General features: G+C 69.9%; 14 protein-coding genes. 8 read left to right on the forward strand and 6 right to left on the reverse strand.

The features are described 5' to 3' along the window. Nucleotides 1–31: 31 nt before the first annotated feature. The 4 genes from ASD30_RS08490 (at nucleotide 32) to ASD30_RS08505 (ending at nucleotide 6,214) form a co-directional block, all read left to right on the forward strand. Complete coding sequence (locus tag ASD30_RS08490; RefSeq protein WP_056680033.1) at nucleotides 32–3,283, forward strand: family 78 glycoside hydrolase catalytic domain; 3,252 nt, start codon at nucleotides 32–34, stop codon at nucleotides 3,281–3,283. Nucleotides 3,284–3,361: 78 nt separating this feature from the next. Beyond that, nucleotides 3,362–3,823 (forward strand): type II toxin-antitoxin system RatA family toxin, encoded by a 462-nt coding sequence (locus ASD30_RS08495; RefSeq protein ID WP_200951116.1) that lies wholly within the window; start codon nucleotides 3,362–3,364, stop codon nucleotides 3,821–3,823. Nucleotides 3,824–3,920: 97 nt separating this feature from the next. Beyond that, entirely contained in the window at nucleotides 3,921–4,667 is a 747-nt protein-coding gene (locus ASD30_RS08500) for a hypothetical protein (RefSeq protein ID WP_056680037.1), read from the forward strand. Continuing rightward, nucleotides 4,664–6,214, forward strand: coding sequence for an HD domain-containing phosphohydrolase (locus tag ASD30_RS08505; protein ID WP_056680040.1), 1,551 nt, complete (start codon nucleotides 4,664–4,666; stop codon nucleotides 6,212–6,214). The genes ASD30_RS08500 and ASD30_RS08505 overlap by 4 nt, the downstream gene beginning before the upstream one ends. Nucleotides 6,215–6,252: 38 nt before the next feature. On the opposite strand, the gene ASD30_RS08510 is transcribed toward ASD30_RS08505, so the two are convergent. Further along, a complete protein-coding gene (locus ASD30_RS08510) occupies nucleotides 6,253–6,594 on the reverse strand; it encodes a cupin domain-containing protein (protein WP_056680043.1) in 342 nt (113 codons plus the stop codon). A gap of 298 nt (nucleotides 6,595–6,892) precedes the next feature. Here ASD30_RS08510 and ASD30_RS08515 point away from each other — a divergent pair, with 298 nt between their 5' ends. Together ASD30_RS08515 and ASD30_RS08520 are read left to right on the forward strand one after the other, a co-directional pair. After that, nucleotides 6,893–7,252 carry a type II toxin-antitoxin system RelE/ParE family toxin gene (locus ASD30_RS08515; RefSeq protein WP_235532541.1) on the forward strand — a complete coding sequence of 120 codons (360 nt, stop codon included), beginning with the start codon at nucleotides 6,893–6,895 and terminating at the stop codon, nucleotides 7,250–7,252. A gap of 1 nt (nucleotide 7,253) precedes the next feature. Then, on the forward strand, nucleotides 7,254–7,580 hold the full coding sequence (locus tag ASD30_RS08520) for a helix-turn-helix domain-containing protein (RefSeq protein WP_235530094.1): 327 nt from the start codon (nucleotides 7,254–7,256) through the stop codon (nucleotides 7,578–7,580). A 36-nt stretch (nucleotides 7,581–7,616) separates the two neighbouring features. On the opposite strand, the gene ASD30_RS08525 is transcribed toward ASD30_RS08520, so the two are convergent. The 4 genes from ASD30_RS08525 to ASD30_RS08540 are packed head-to-tail and all read right to left on the reverse strand — an operon-like array spanning nucleotide 7,617 to nucleotide 10,354. Beyond that, complete coding sequence (locus ASD30_RS08525) at nucleotides 7,617–8,084, reverse strand: YpsA SLOG family protein (RefSeq protein ID WP_056680046.1); 468 nt, start codon at nucleotides 8,082–8,084, stop codon at nucleotides 7,617–7,619. 25 nt (nucleotides 8,085–8,109) lie between these two features. Further along, entirely contained in the window at nucleotides 8,110–9,018 is a 909-nt protein-coding gene (locus ASD30_RS08530) for a sucrase ferredoxin (RefSeq protein WP_056680049.1), read from the reverse strand. Beyond that, nucleotides 9,015–10,145 carry a cupin domain-containing protein gene (locus tag ASD30_RS08535; RefSeq protein WP_056680052.1) on the reverse strand — a complete coding sequence of 377 codons (1,131 nt, stop codon included), beginning with the start codon at nucleotides 10,143–10,145 and terminating at the stop codon, nucleotides 9,015–9,017. The genes ASD30_RS08530 and ASD30_RS08535 overlap by 4 nt, the downstream gene beginning before the upstream one ends. Before the next feature lie 2 nt (nucleotides 10,146–10,147). Continuing rightward, nucleotides 10,148–10,354, reverse strand: coding sequence for a hypothetical protein (locus ASD30_RS08540; protein WP_056680055.1), 207 nt, complete (start codon nucleotides 10,352–10,354; stop codon nucleotides 10,148–10,150). Nucleotides 10,355–10,500: 146 nt separating this feature from the next. Here ASD30_RS08540 and ASD30_RS08545 point away from each other — a divergent pair, with 146 nt between their 5' ends. After that, nucleotides 10,501–12,156, forward strand: a complete 1,656-nt coding sequence (locus ASD30_RS08545) for a bifunctional 3'-5' exonuclease/DNA polymerase (RefSeq protein ID WP_056680057.1) — start codon at nucleotides 10,501–10,503, stop codon at nucleotides 12,154–12,156. Between the two features lie 305 nt (nucleotides 12,157–12,461). Here ASD30_RS08545 and ASD30_RS08550 read toward each other — a convergent pair whose 3' ends face one another. After that, complete coding sequence (locus ASD30_RS08550; protein WP_156393561.1) at nucleotides 12,462–13,550, reverse strand: hypothetical protein; 1,089 nt, start codon at nucleotides 13,548–13,550, stop codon at nucleotides 12,462–12,464. Between the two features lie 253 nt (nucleotides 13,551–13,803). On the opposite strand from ASD30_RS08550, the gene ASD30_RS08555 reads away from it, so the two are divergent. Next, complete coding sequence (locus tag ASD30_RS08555) at nucleotides 13,804–14,652, forward strand: SDR family oxidoreductase (protein ID WP_235532550.1); 849 nt, start codon at nucleotides 13,804–13,806, stop codon at nucleotides 14,650–14,652. The last annotated feature ends 8 nt before the right edge of the window (nucleotides 14,653–14,660 follow it).

Below are 14,660 nucleotides of genomic sequence, written 5' to 3' on the forward strand. Positions count from 1 at the left end.
GCCGAATCGCTTCATCACTGGGAGTCCGACGATGCCCTTGTCCTTGACGCAGCGCGCCTCACGTGTGCCGCTGGCCCTGCTCACCGCCCTTGCGCTGGCCATGGTCAGCCTGCCGCCCGCATTCGCGAACGGGACCACTCCGGTCGTCGAGCGTGCACGAGCGACGGCGCCGGGCAACGGTCTGCGGGTGGGCACTCTCGAGGTGGAGCACCAGGCCACCCCGCTCGGGATCGACGCGGCACACCCTCGGTTCGGGTGGGAGTTGAGCGCCTCGGGCAACGGAGCCGAGCAGTCGGCGTACGAGATCGTGGTCTCCACGAGGAGCGGTCGGCCGGAGCAGATCTGGGACAGCGGCAAGGTGACGTCGTCGCGCTCCGTCGACGTCGTGTACGACGGCCCCGCCCTCGAGTCGCGCACCCGCTACTCCTGGCAGGTGCGGGTCTGGGACGCCGGGGGCAAGGCATCGCCGTGGAGCGCGCCGGCCCGGTTCGAGACCGCCTTCCTCGACCCGGAGGAGTTCGAGGGCGACTGGATCGGTGCCCAGGACGAACTGCCCAAGCCCTCGTTCGAGGGTGCCAGCTGGATCTGGTTCCCCGCGGGCAACCCGGCCGACTCTGCGCCCGTCGGCAACCGCTTCTTCCGCACCTCGTTCGAAGTTCCTGCCGGCCAGGCGATCGACACGGCGGAGATGCAGCTGACTGCTGATGACTCCTTCACGCTCTACGTCAACGGCGCAGAGATCGTCAGGTCGCCGCGGGTGCAGGACGCGTGGCGCACGGCCACGATCGTCGACATCGCGGCCCACCTGCAGCCCGGCCGCAACGTGATCGCGATCGAGGCGGTCAACGCCCAGCCGGGGCCTGCCGGCCTGCTCGCTTCGCTCAAGGTGACGGTCGGGGGCGCCGGCGACCCGTTGCGGATCGTCACCGACGACACCTGGGTCAGCAGCGAGACCGCGGTGGACGGCTGGCAGCAGCCCGACTTCGACGACTCCGCCTGGCCCCACGCACTGGTCGGGGCGGCCTACGGGTCCGGTCCCTGGGGCAGCTCCGTCACCGTGGCGACTCCGCCGGAACCCTTGCTGCGGCGCGAGTTCGCGACGGACAAGCCCATCGCGTCTGCACGGGCCTACGTCTCCGGTCTCGGCTACTACAAGCTCTTCGTCAACGGGCAGCGGATCGGCGACCACGAGCTGGACCCGGGCTTCACCGTCTACGACAAGACCGTCCTCTACGCGACGTACGACGTCACCGATGCGCTGCGGTCGGGTGACAACGCCGTCGGCGTGAGCCTGGGCCGCGGGTACTACGCGATGACCCGACCCGACGAGTGGATGACCTCGCCCTGGCACGGCGAGCCCAAGCTGAAGCTCCAGCTCGACATCACCTACGAGGACGGCACCTCGACCCGGGTGGTGAGCGACGACAGCTGGAAGCTGGCCGACGGCCCCACGCGCACGGAGTCGCTGTGGTTCGGCGAGACGTACGACGCGAGGCTGGAGCTGCCGGGCTGGACCGGGCCCGGGTACGACGACGCGAGCTGGCGGGCCGCACGCTCGGTCTCGGCTCCCGAAGGCACCTTGACGGCCCAGATGTTCCCGCCGATCAAGGTCACCGAGCCACTGCAGGTCGGCACGGTCACCAACCCGGGGAGTGGCATCCACGTCTACGACTTCACGAGCCCGACCGCGGGCTGGGCGAAGGTCGCGGTGAGCGGGCCGGCCGGAGCGGAGGTCAAGATCACCTACGGCGAGAAGCTCCGCGCCGACGGCACGGTCGACAACTCCGGGGCCTTCGGCATGGCGATGCAGGCCTACACCTACATCCTCAACGGGGAGGGCGTCGAGACCTATCGTCCGAGCTACAGCTATGCCGGGTTCCGCTACCTGCAGGTCGAGGTGCCTGCCGGCGTCGAGGTGGAGTCGATTGCGGGGGAGCGGGTTCACTCCGCGGTGCCCACCACCGGGGACTTCCACAGCTCCAGCGGGCTGCTCAACCGCTACCACGCGGCACAGGCGAACACGATCCTCAACAACCTGCACTCGGTGCCGACCGACACCCCGATGTATGAGAAGCGCCCCTACACCGCGGACGGACAGCTGATCTCGGACTCGGCGATCGCGAACTTCGACGTCCAGGAGTTCTACGCGAACTGGATGCGGGCCCACCGCGACGACCTGACCCCCGAGGGGACGCTCGGCCACACCGTCCCGGGCACCGTTGGCGGCAAGCAGGTCGTGGACCCGGTCTGGTCGGCCAGCTACGTCCTCGTCAACTGGGACCTCTACTGGTACTACGGCGACACCCGCGCGATCGCAGACAACTACGACAGCATGAAGGCGTGGCTCGACCACTTCGAACGTGACGTGGCGAAGACGAACGGGATCTACACCGGGTTCAGCTACGGCGACTGGCTGGCGCCTGGCGCTGCCAACCCGCCCGAGGGGACCCGACTCACCGGCACCGCCTACCTCCACATGACCGCGACAGCGATGGCCAAGATGGCCACGGCACTCGGGCACGACGCGGATGCCGAGCACTTCACCGACTTCGCGTCCTCACTGGCCGACGCGATGAACGCGACGTTCTACGACGAGTCCGAGGGGGCGTACTACGACGACCCGGCCGCCGGCTACCGGCAGACGTCGAACCTGTTCCCGTTGAGTCTCGGGATCGTCCCGCAGGAGCACCGCAAGACCGTGATCGCCAACCTGGTCAAGGACATCAAGGACCGCGGCGTCCACCTCAACACCGGCGCGCTCGGCACGAAGATCATCCTTCCGGTGTTGACCGATCTCGGGTACGGCGAGTTGGCGTACGACGTCGCCACCAACCCGACGTACCCGGGCTGGGGCTACTGGTTCGAGGAGCTCGGGGCCACCACGATGTGGGAGGAGTGGCAGGAGTCGTCGCGCTCGCACCAGCATGCGTTCCTGGGCACCGTGGACGACTGGCTCTACCAGCGGGTGGCCGGGATCGAGCCGGCCGCTCCGGGCTATTCCGCAGTGCGGATCAAGCCCTACCCGGTGGGAGACCTCAAGAACGCGTCTGCCCATGTGTCGTCCCCGCTCGGCCGGGTGGGCTCGTCCTGGCGACGGAACCGTGACGACTTCACTCTCCGCGCCGAGGTGCCGGTCGGTGCGTCGGCCGACATCTACGTGCCGTCGCCCGACCGTCGTTCGGTCAAGGCCCCCAAGGGCGCGACGTTCGTGGGAATGGAGGATGGCTACGCCCGGTTCGAGGTCGGCTCCGGCAGGTACGTCTTCCGCGTTCTCCACGACTAGCCGCGTGCTCACCCCTCCGATTTCGGCAGCGGAGACGGAAGCAGGGGCCCCGAAGAGTCGTAGAATGTTGGTGGTCGAATGGGAGCCAGCATCATGGGCGAACGTCAGCTCACCGTGAGGCGCAAGGTGGCCGCGTCCAGCGACACGGTCTGGGACGTGTGCGCGGATTTCCCGAACCTGGCGGAGCACTGGGACGGCATCAGGGCCTCCCGAGCAATCGGCGAGCAGACCCGCGGAGTGGGTGCCCGTCGCCAGGTGGACCTGAAGCCAGTCGGTTCGATGGTCGAGACCGTCACCGTCTGGGAAGAGGGCCAGACCATGGCCACCGCGAACCAGCCCTCGGTCCTCGTGCCGTTCAAGCAGGCGGAGTCGCGGCTCACCCTCGAACCTCAGGGAGGCGGGACGGCGACCACGTTCGACTACCGGTACGTGCCCCGGGGCGGTCCGCTCGGACGAGTGACCGGCCCGGTCATCGACAGGATGCTGAACACGACCTTCGAGAGTCTGCTGGACGCCATCGAGGAGTCCGCCGCGCGCTGACAGAGCGGGTGCCGGCGCCGCGAGTGACGGGTCTGCGCCTGACAGTTGAGGCAGATGCCTCACGCGGTGCGAGGGCGTGCCGGCCCACAGTGAATGCATGACAACCACGACACCACGGCAGGCCGTTGAGGCGCTGCAGGCCGACCCCTCACTTCCCGAGGGTGACGACGAGAGATTCACCGGGTACGGCGTCATGGGGATGCCGTTCGCCAGCGGGCACTACCTCGCCTTGCGCGACATGGTGGCCAGCTCGGTCGGTCCGGCGTACAGGGCCATCTGGTTCCGCGATCCGGGGGGACGCTGGACCATCCACACGACCGGCCCGACCGAGCTGACCTGTCCGCGCTACTTCGGGTCGGTCGCGGCCGGGACCCGCGTGCCGGGCATCGACGTGTCCTGGTCCGACGACCACACGCTCGAGGTGACGCTCGGTGACGACCTGACCTGGCGGATCGAGCTGGGCCCGACCTCGGCGACCCGGATGATGACGGGGATGGGTGGGGTGCTTCCCGAGGCGGGCTGGAACAGCAACACCGTGCTCGGTGCGATGGGACCGATGGCGCGCACGATGCTGCACACCGGCCGGATCCGACTCCGCGGAGCGACGCCCAACGGGCCCCACTTCAAGGCCGCGCCGTTGAAGATCTGGCGTGTGGTCGACAGTGCTGCGTCGTACCGCGGCGAGGACCTCGGCGCACCGGCGCCGCTCGACGAGCAGACCCGTCTGGGTGACTTCTGGCTGCCGCAGCGCGGCGTCTTCTTCGTCGGGCGGGCACGGTTCACACCACCGATCGAGCAGATCGACAGCGGGGCAAGCGCTGCGGGCGCCAGAATGGGTCAATGACCGCATCGGCGCCGTTGCCCCGCCGGGTCGAGGTGCTCGCCGGCCTGTCGGTGGCGATCGACCTCGGCCTGGGGCAGCCGGCCGAGCACATGCTGCGCTCGTCGATCATCGCGTGCGGGCTGGCGGATCGCCTCGGCCTCAGCCGCGAGCAGAAGGCAGGCGTCTACTACACGACGCTGCTGATGTGGATCGGCTGTCACGCGGACTCGCAGGAGTACGCGCGCTGGTTCGGTGACGACATCTCGGTCCGCCGCGACGCCTACCTCGTCGACTGGTCCGGCCTGCCCTACCTGCGGTTCCTGGTGGGCAACATCGCGCGCGGTGAGCCGCTGAGCCAGCGGGTGCGCGTGATGGCCACGCTGATGCGCGACGCCCGCGGCCAGCTGGCCACCATGATCCACTCGCACTGCGCCTCCGCGGCAGTCCTGGCCCGACACCTCGGGCTCGGCCCGGACGTCGAGGCGACACTCGCCCACACCTTCGAGCGGTACGACGGCGGCGGGCTTCCGGCCGGTGTGTCCGGCGATGCCATCCCGATCGAGATGCGGGTTGCCCAGCTGGCCGACGTGGCCGAGGTGCACCAACGCATGTACGGCGTCCAGGGTGCGGTCGCGATGGCCAGGAGCCGCCGAGGAGGTCACCTCGACCCGACCGTCGTCGACGCGTTCACCGCGGATCCCGAGGCGCTCTTCCCGGCGTCCGGCGACGACCCCTGGAACCGGGCGCTCTCGATCGCACCCGACTCCGAGACGCCGCTGGACGCGGCCCGCCTCGACGACCTGCTGACCGCCATCGGAGACTTCGTCGACCTCAAGTGCCCGTTCACGCTCGGCCACTCCCGCAACGTCGCCGCGCTCGCCGAGGCGGCCGCCGTACAGCTCGGACTCTCCGTCGACGACACCAACGCCGTACGCCGGGCCGGGCACCTCCACGACGTCGGCCGGATCGGCGTCTCGAACCAGGTCTGGTCGAAGGCGGGGGATCTGACCGGTGCCGAGTGGGAGCGGGTGCGCATGCATCCCTACCTCACCGACCGGGTGCTGACCCGCATCCCCGGCCTCGGGCAGGTGGCCGCGATCGCTCGCGCGCACCACGAGCACCTCGACGGGTCCGGCTACCCGCTCGGTCTGACCGGTGCGGCCCTCGGCCGGCCGGAACGGCTGTTGGCCGCCGCGGTCGCCTACCAGTCAGCGCTGGAGCCCCGGCCCTACCGCGAGACCCTCGGCCCTGAGGCGGCGGCGACGCGGCTGAAGGAACGGGCGACGCGCGGCGTTCTCGAGGCCGAGAGCGTCGAGGCGGTCCTGGCCGTGGCCGGGCACGCGTCGAGGAAGGTACGCCGCGACGACGCCCTCACTCCGCGCGAGACCGAGATTCTCGGACTGGTCGCCCGTGGCCTTGCCAACCGCGACATCGCGAGTCGCCTGGTGCTCAGTGAGAAGACGGTCCGCAACCACGTCGAGCGCACCTACGCCAAGATCGGCGCCACGAACCGGGTGGGTGCGAGCCTCTACGCGCTCCAGCACGGGCTGGTCGCAGCCGTCGACTGACGGCTGTGCCAAGGAGCCGCGAGTCGTGGCAGCAGCGGCTAGCCGGACGAGGGGCCGAGAACTCCGGGGTCGACGGGCGTGGCTTGCTCCTTCAGTTCCACGAAGATGACATGCGTCGGTGTGTCGCCGGTGTTCTCGCCGTGGTGCTCCTGGGCCGGGAGCCAGCCAACGCTGCCAGCCTGCATTTCCACGTCGCGGTGAGAATCACCTGAGGAGAGGCGCCGCCTGAACGAGGACAGCGTGTACATGACGCTGTCGGGATGTTGGTGCGGAGTCGTGCGGTGTCCTGGTGCGTCGGTGTAGTCCAGGACACGAACCCGGTCGTTCTCGAAGACGACCTTGTAGCTCTCGGGATTGCTGACCACAGGATCCAGGCTCATGGTCAGAGCGTGGCAGGCACTCGTCGCGTGGAGCCGTCGCTTCACCGAAGATCATCGGAATTGGGCTCGTCCACCACGGCGTCATGGGCCATCTGGTTCCGCGGCCCGGTGAGTGGCTCCGCCGGTGCGTCGGTCAGCCAAGCCCTGTGGCTGTCGGTGGTGACGGCAATGATGCGGTCACGCCGGAGTCGAGGCCCGACGAGCTGGCGGACGGGTGGAGATCAGCGGCAGGCATTGGGGCCGCCCGAGTCGATGGTTGCTCAACATAGCCTTGCATCTATATCGATTGGAAACTATCATGACCATGTTCTGGGAGGTTCGTCTCCGGAATGAGGTCGAGTCGTGGCTTCTCGGACTGGACGATGAGAGCTATGTCCTGGTCGCTGCGGCGATCACCCGACTGGAGGCGGCAGGTCCGACGCTCGGCAGGCCGACGGCCGACCGGGTCAAGGGCTCCAGACACCACAACATGAAAGAGCTGAGGCCAGGATCTGCTGGGCGCAGCGCGATTCGGATCTTGTTCGCCTTCGACCCGAACCGTCGGGCGATCCTGCTGGTTGCGGGAGACAAGGCTGGCCAGTGGGGGCAGTGGTACGACACCAACATCCCGATTGCGGACGACAGATTCGACGAATGGCTCGACAGTGAGGAGGAGTGACGTGAGCAAGCCGAAGACGACCAGCTGGCGCGAGGCGCGCGCCAAGCGACCGGTCCACGACGATGCTGTGGCAAACCATGTCGCTCGCATGGCAGCGGAAGAGCGCGCCTACCGGCTCCGAGAGATTCGTGAGGAACAGGGCGTCACACAGAAGGAACTGGCTGAGCGCATGGCGATCACCCAGCCGACGATCTCCGCGCTCGAGTCTGGTGCCCTGGACCGCTCGGGAATCGCGACGATCAAGGCCTACGTGGAGGCTCTCGGCGGAGACATCGAGGTCACCGCAACCTTTGGCGATCGACGTTTCGTCGTCTCTTCCGGCAAGTAGCGGCGTGCCGGTTTGACCACATGACGGACCCGAGCCTCAGGCGTTGCGCTCCAGGACTTGCTCCAGCAGGGCACGCGTGGCGGCGTACGACCCCGGCTGTTCGCTCTCGCGTGGACCGGCGACGTTGAGGGTCAGCCCGAGGGCGAGACCCTCGAGCCAGGCGGTGACGGCGTCGGTGTCTCCGGCCGTGACCAGGCAGGGCCGGCCGAGCTCTTCAGCGAGGGCGAGCGTCAGGTCGGTGCCGGGGGAGCGCACGGCTTCGCGCACGACCAGGGTGGCGTCGCTGCCGCGGACGTTCAGCCGCGTCCGGACCGCGGGGTCGCCGCTCGGGGCTTCGCGCAGGGCGGGATAGTCGGCCAGCAGGCCCGGTGGCGCCGGGTGGTCCTCGGCCAGGCCACCGGCCGGGCACCACCCGCCGTACGGGATGCCGGCGTGGAGTGCGGCGTCGAGCGCAGCCCGGTCGGCACCGGTTTGTCCGCCCGACACGATCCGCGCGATGTGCATGACTACTTCCACACCTGGCGGCGCCTCACCACGTCCGGGTGACCGTGAGCAACTCGTACTGCGGGATCGGGTTGTCCCGGGCGGCACGGCAGGTCAGTTGGAGGGGGTCGTCGCCGGGCGACGTACGGACCTGGACCGTCCACTGGCCGCCGCCGACGGTGAACACGGCGTCGGTGACGTCGTCGTCCACCCGGCGTGACACCAGCCGTACGGCATCGTCACGGGTCTCGCCGAGCTGTCGACGCAGGGCGATCTCTGCGAACTGCACGGGCATCGCGTACGACGAGCGCCCGCGCAGGTGGTCGAGATCGAGCTGCCCGGCGGCGTGACCGTCGGCGATCGCCAACGCCGAGACGGGTTCCACGCGGCCGTAGTACAGGCCGTCGGGGAGCACGAGCAGGTTGCCGGCGAACCGGTCGCCACCGATGTGGGAGACCTCCCACGTGGCCTCAGGGTGAGCGGCGGCCAGTGCCCTGACCACCGGGCGACCGCGTTCGGCGCAGCAGGCGTCGTGGCGGCCATGCGTGCACACGCACAGCAACGTTCCGTCGTACGCCGTGAGGCCGGGGGAGCGTCCGGCTCCCAGCGCCGCCAGGTCGAGCTCGAGCAGGTCGTGGGGATCGGACAGCACCGTGGTCTCCACCCAGGGTCGCGACGGGTGCGCGAAGGTGGCGAACACCCGCTTCCCCTCCGCGTGCGTGCCGCGGTCGGGTCGCCGTACCAGGAGCGGCCTGACGCGGGCGGTCCTGGCCGACCGCAGCACGGCATCGCCCAGTCCGTCGGGCAGCCGGGCGTCGCGCAGGGCGTCGACCCCCCACGGCCCGGCGTGCTCGATCAAGAGGAACGATCGCACCGTCGACGCGGTGCCCGCGGCCGACTCGTTGCGGAGACCACTGGCGACCGAGCAGCGGAACGCGGGGTCGCGTGCGGTCACGGGGCGACCTCGAGCAGACCTTCCCGCACGAGGCGACGGCAGAGCACGAGCCGGCTCTGCGGATCGAGCTGCTCGGCCAGGTCGCCGGGGCTCAACTCGGGGTGGGCGCGCACCTCCTCCAGCGCCGGGCGCAGCCATCCGGGCACGTCCAACGATCGGTCTCCGAGCAGTACGTCGATCCGGTCGCCGCGCGCAAGCAGGACGCAGGGGTGTCCGGGACGACGCCGCAGACGGGTGTGGTCGTCGATCGTGTCGGCGGCGAGCACGTCGTGCAGGCCACCCGCGAGCCGAGGGCTGCGATCGGTCAGGAAGCGACGGACCTCGGCCTCGACTGCCGCCGCGGCGTCGAGGTCACGGATCTGCGCGGCCACCGCCTCCAGTCGATCCGCGAGACCCCCGGCCAGCTTGCCGGGGTCGTTGAGGTAGCCGGCCGGCAGGTGCGCGTCGGGTACGCCGTCCGCCAGGTCGGCCAGGCTGCGCTGCACGAGGCCGCGCCAGGTGAGTTGATTGATGCCCACGGTGACGTGCAGTGAGACGACCTCCTGCGCCCGAGCGGCATGCGGGGTGCCCGTCGGTAGGTACATCGACGCCCCGGGCTCGAGCTTCACGTCCTGGATGCCGTCGGAGTCGTGGACCTCCCACTGCTTGGAGCCCGCGGTCTGGAACACGAACACGTCGTGGGAGTCGGAGTGCACCGCGAAGCCCTGGGCCCCGGGCGGGGTCAGGTAGGCGTTGGCCTGGCACGGGTGACCCAGCTCGAGCTCGAGCTCGGCGACGAGCCGGGTGATCGGCGGCCAGTAGCGGTGCAGCCCCTGGAAGACGATCGTCGCGCCGCCGGCGAACAGGGCGAGCGCCTTGCGCGAGTCCACGAGTCCGGTCAGTGGCTTGCCGGCGAGCGTGGCACCGCGCGTGTAGGAGGACTCGGGCAGTACGGTGCCGTCCTTGGCGAGCCGGATGGACGGGGTGCGGATCGCCGACGACGTCAGCAGGGTGTCCGCGTCGTCGAGGGAGAGCAGATCGACCAGCTCGTCGGGGTCGGCGTGGTGCAGGTGCACGCGTGACGCCCAGACCTTCTCGACGAAGGTCTGGGCGTCACCGCTGAGCAGGTCGAGCGCGGAACCGGGCACGGTCAGGACGCGTCACCATCGGTGGTGTCCGTGGCATCGCCATCGGTGCCGTCGCTGTCGGTGCCGTCGGAGTCGGTGGTGTCACCGTCGGTGGTGTCCGTGGCGTCGCCATCGGTGCCGTCGGCGTCTCCGCCGGGCACGGGACCGTCACCTGCCGGGGCGGTGGTCATGTCGTCGTCGGTCAGCGGCTCTTCGGGGGTGTTGGTCATGCTTCCTCCAGTGTGTGCGGTGGCCGGCCGCCCGCGACGGACGGCGCTCTCACTGATGGCAGTACCCGTTGTGGTCGTGCGCATTCCGATCGGTCACCGTTCGGGCTTCTCGGCGGGCGCGGGTCGCGGAGTGCGAAAGTGTGCCCATGACCCGGATCTCGCTCTCGCGGCAGCCCGACGAGCGGGTGCTCGTGGTCGAGGGTGCGGAGGAGCGGGTGATCTCGGCGGCCGATGTGGCGGTGTACGTGCGTGAGCGTGAGGTCGACCGGCCCCGTTGGGTGTGGGACGACACGGCCCGGTGGTACCCGCCGCTGCTGGCCGCTGGCGTGCGGGTCGAGCGCTGCCACGACCTGAGGCTCGGCCACAACCTGCTCCGACGGGCGCCCGCGATCGACGCGGCCCTGCTGGTGGGGCCGCAGTCAAAGCACTGGGACCGGCTCGGGCCCAGCGTGGCATCCGATCCGGGGCTGTTCTCGATCGACGACGACGCCGAGCACCTGCGCGCCGACCTGGAGGACGCACGTCAGCTGGCAGCCGTCACGTCGTCGACCGATCCCGCCCGGCTGGGCCTGCTGCTGGCGGCGGAGTCGGCCGGGGCCCTCGTCGCCGCGGAGATGACGTACGCCGGGGTGCCGTGGCGTACCGACGTCCACCATCGTCTGCTCAGCGACCTGCTCGGTGCGCGGCCGCCGTTGGGCTCCCGGCCGCAGGGACTCGAGGCGTTGGCAGACCAGATCCGAGGTGCACTGAACGCACCGGGGCTCAACCCGGACTCACATCCCGAACTTCTCGCCGCACTGCGGCGGGCCGAGCTGGAGGTCCCCGACACCCGGGCCTCGACGCTGCGCCAGCTCGATCACCCGGCCGTCGAACCGCTGCTGCGCTACAAGCAGCTGGCGCACCTGTTCCAGACCAACGGCTGGGCCTGGAGCGACGAGTGGGTACGTGGCGGGAGGTTCAGGCCGTCGTACCAACCGGCGGGCTCCGCCACCGGCCGGTGGTCCTCCAACGGGGGAGGAGCACTGTCGTTCCCGGCGCAGGTCCGGCACGCCGTGGTGGCCGACGAGGGCTGGACCCTCGTGGTCGCCGACGTGGCGCAGCTCGAGCCCCGGGTGCTGGCCGGGATGAGTGGCGACCGCGCCCTGGCCAGGTCGGCGAGGGGCGCCGACCTCTACCAGGGGATGGTCGACGACGGTGCTGTCGCCACCCGCAACGACGCCAAGCTGGGCCTGCTCGGCGCGATGTACGGCGCCACGAGCGGCGAGAGCGGACGCATGGTCGCGGGCCTCACCCGGCGCTACCCGGCTGCGTTCGGTCTGGTCGAGGAGGCTGCGCGTGCGGGTGAGCGAGGTGAGGCGGTGCGCACCCTGCTGGGACGCGGGTCCCCGACGCTGGGGGAGTCGTGGGCGCGCGACCCGGAGGGCCCGCCGGTCGACCCCGAGGTGCAGTCGCGTCATCGCCGTACCTTCGGGCGCTTCACGCGCAACTTCGTGGTGCAGGGCACCGGTGCGGAGTGGGCGGCTTGCTGGATCGCGGACCTGCGCAACCGGCTCTGGCACATGGGTGGCGACGGGCCCTTCATGGCGCGCCCGCACCTGGTCTTCTTCCTCCACGACGAGGTCGTCGTGCACACCCCGCTCGCCCTGGCCGACGACGTCGCAGCGCAGGCCACCGAGGCGGCCGCGACTGCCTCCGGCCTGCTGTTCCGCACCCTGGGCATCGACTTCCCGCTCACCATCTCGACCGTGCGGTCGTACGCCGACGCAGGCAAGCCCGGGGCCGTGGTTGCCCCTGACGGGTGATGTCCCACGTCGAAAGGTCAGGCAGTGGCCGGAATGGAGAAGAGCTGTGTGGGTACCGAGGGATCGCGGCCGCCGGCCCGCCGGGGACTCGGCCCCGGACCTCGTGAACGGAGTCTCATCGTGTTGTGGACCATCCTTGTCGTGTTGGTAGTTGTCGCACTAGTGCTCTTCATCCTTGGGCGCGTACGTGGAGGCCGCGGGCTCTGACCCCACGCCCGACCACGCTCCGGCAGTGATCGGAGCCCGAGTTCCCCTGCCGTAGCCCTACGGCAGGGGAACTCTGCTGCCATGGCCCACCGACCTCGTCAACGACCGAGGCTCGCCAGCTCCTCGGGTGTGACCGAGGCCAGCACCCGCCGGATGGCGGTGACCAGGCCTCCGGCGGCGAAGGTCTCTCCGCTCTGGTCGTCCTGCTGCCGGCGGATGGCGAGGGCCAGCTCGTCCGCGGCCCGGAGTGCCTCGTCGAGTGCTTTCTCATCGGCGACCGAGGCCTCCACGGAGCGCAGGGCCGCTGCTGACTTGCGGAATGCCCGGGCGGCCGAGGGCCGCAACTCGGGACCGAGGGCGACCAGCGAACGATCAGCGTGCTCGGCGTGGGAGAGAAGCGTCATCATCTCCTGCACGAGGAAGGTCAGATGGGTGAGCGCCTCGCCCTGCCTGCGCTGCCGCTCGGTGGCCTCCCTTCGTCGCCGGACGCGCCAGTTCATCCGCGGAGTGTCGAGCGTCTGCCCCATCAACTCCTGGGCCCGCTGGTTTCGCTGCTGAAGCCTGGTGACCCCCGTCTGCCACTCGTCAGTGGTCGGCAGGGGATCGCGCTCGAGGCCGTCCGCGAGGCCGTCCAGCTGGTCGGCGAGAACCTCGCGGAGCGCGTCCTGCACGTGCTCGGTCGCGACCAGCGGCAGCGGGGGAGCGACCACGTTGACCACGACTCCCACGGCGGCGCCCAGGGCGGTGAGACCGAGATAGGACAACACGTACGGCGCTGGGTCGGACCCGCCGACGATCAGGATGAACAACGCCGGGATCGGCACCCAGCTGGCCATCGACCCCACGCGCTTCCAGGCCCCGACCAGCGTGCCGACGCCGACCACCAACCCGATGGAGAGCACCTCGGGCACCGGGGCGGCGCGGGCACCGAGGGCGAGGCAGGCGCCCAGGCCGATGGCCAGGATTGTCTCCACCGACGCGCGCATCGACTGGGCCAGACGCGACGAGACCGCCACCACGGCACCCAGCGGGGCGTAGTAGGAGTAGTCGTCGGCGGCGCCGTGCAACGGCTGCACCACGATCCAGGCCAAGGCTGCTGCCACGGCGGCCTTGAGCGCCACCGGCAACAGCGGAAAGCGTCCCAACGCGTTCGTGGCCAGTCGGTACGCCGATTTCGTGCTCGCCAAGGTCCCTCCCTCCACTCCCGGCCGCTAGGTACCCAACTTCGATCAGCCGACCGTCCTGGACGCTTTGGCGCGGGGCGAGCGGTTGGTGCGCGGTGGAATGACGCGGCCCGCTCAACCTGTCCTGAGTTCGGGAACCTGATGTCTGTACGCCGCAGCGTGCACGGAGGACAATGAGTCTTCAGAAGAAGAGGTGACCGAGATGATTCTCGTAGTCGGTGCGACAGGTGACCTCGGCGGCCGCGTCGCTCGCACCCTGAGCGAACAGGGCCATGCAGTCCGCTGCTTGGTGCGCCCCACCAGTGACGACTCCGTCGTGCGGGGCCTTGGAGTCGAAGTGACGCCGGGTGACCTCACTGACCCTGAGTCGCTTGCCGCCGCGTGCCAAGGTGTCACGGCGGTCGTGGCCACCGCGACGATGATCGCGCGCAGGTTGGCCGGTGCGACCCGGCCCACGATTCATGAAGCCGACGAGCAGGGGATGGCATCCCTGATCGCGGCCGCCGAGTCCGCAGGGGTGCGGCGCTTCGTGTACCTGTCCTTTCCGGGGGTCGAGAAGGCCATCGGTACGCCGCTGGAACGGGCCAAGCTGGCCACGGAGGAGCGATTGCGTGGCTCGGCGATGCAGCGCGTCATCATTCGTTCTGATGCATTCCAGGAGATTCACTTCGGAGCGGCGGCGCGGTTCGACGTGGCGGCTGGAAAGATCACAATCATCGGTCGAGGGGACAGTAAGCGACGCTGGGTCAGCACCGGGGACATCGCCGCGCTCGTGGCGTCGGTGGCCGTCGAGCCCGACCCGCCGAGCCTGATCACCGTCGGTGGTCCGGAGGCGATGACCAAGAACGAAGCCGTGGCGTTCGTGGAGGAGGTGGCTGGGCGTCGGATGAAGGTCCAGCACATGCCCAGGCCCATCGCCCGGATGGCAATCCGTCTGTTGAACAAGCGGAATGATGCCCTCGCGTCGGCCTTCGGCGCCGGCCTTCTCCAGGACATCCGCCCCGCAGACTGGGACGACGCGGCGCTGCGAGAGCGCGGAATCACACCGAGGACGGCAAGCGACTTTCTCCGCCAGCAGGCCGAGTCCACCGCGTCACGCGGGTGACGCTCCGC

This window comes from Nocardioides sp. Root140, assembly GCF_001426745.1.
In the GTDB taxonomy this organism is placed as follows: Bacteria; Actinomycetota; Actinomycetes; order Propionibacteriales; family Nocardioidaceae; genus Nocardioides.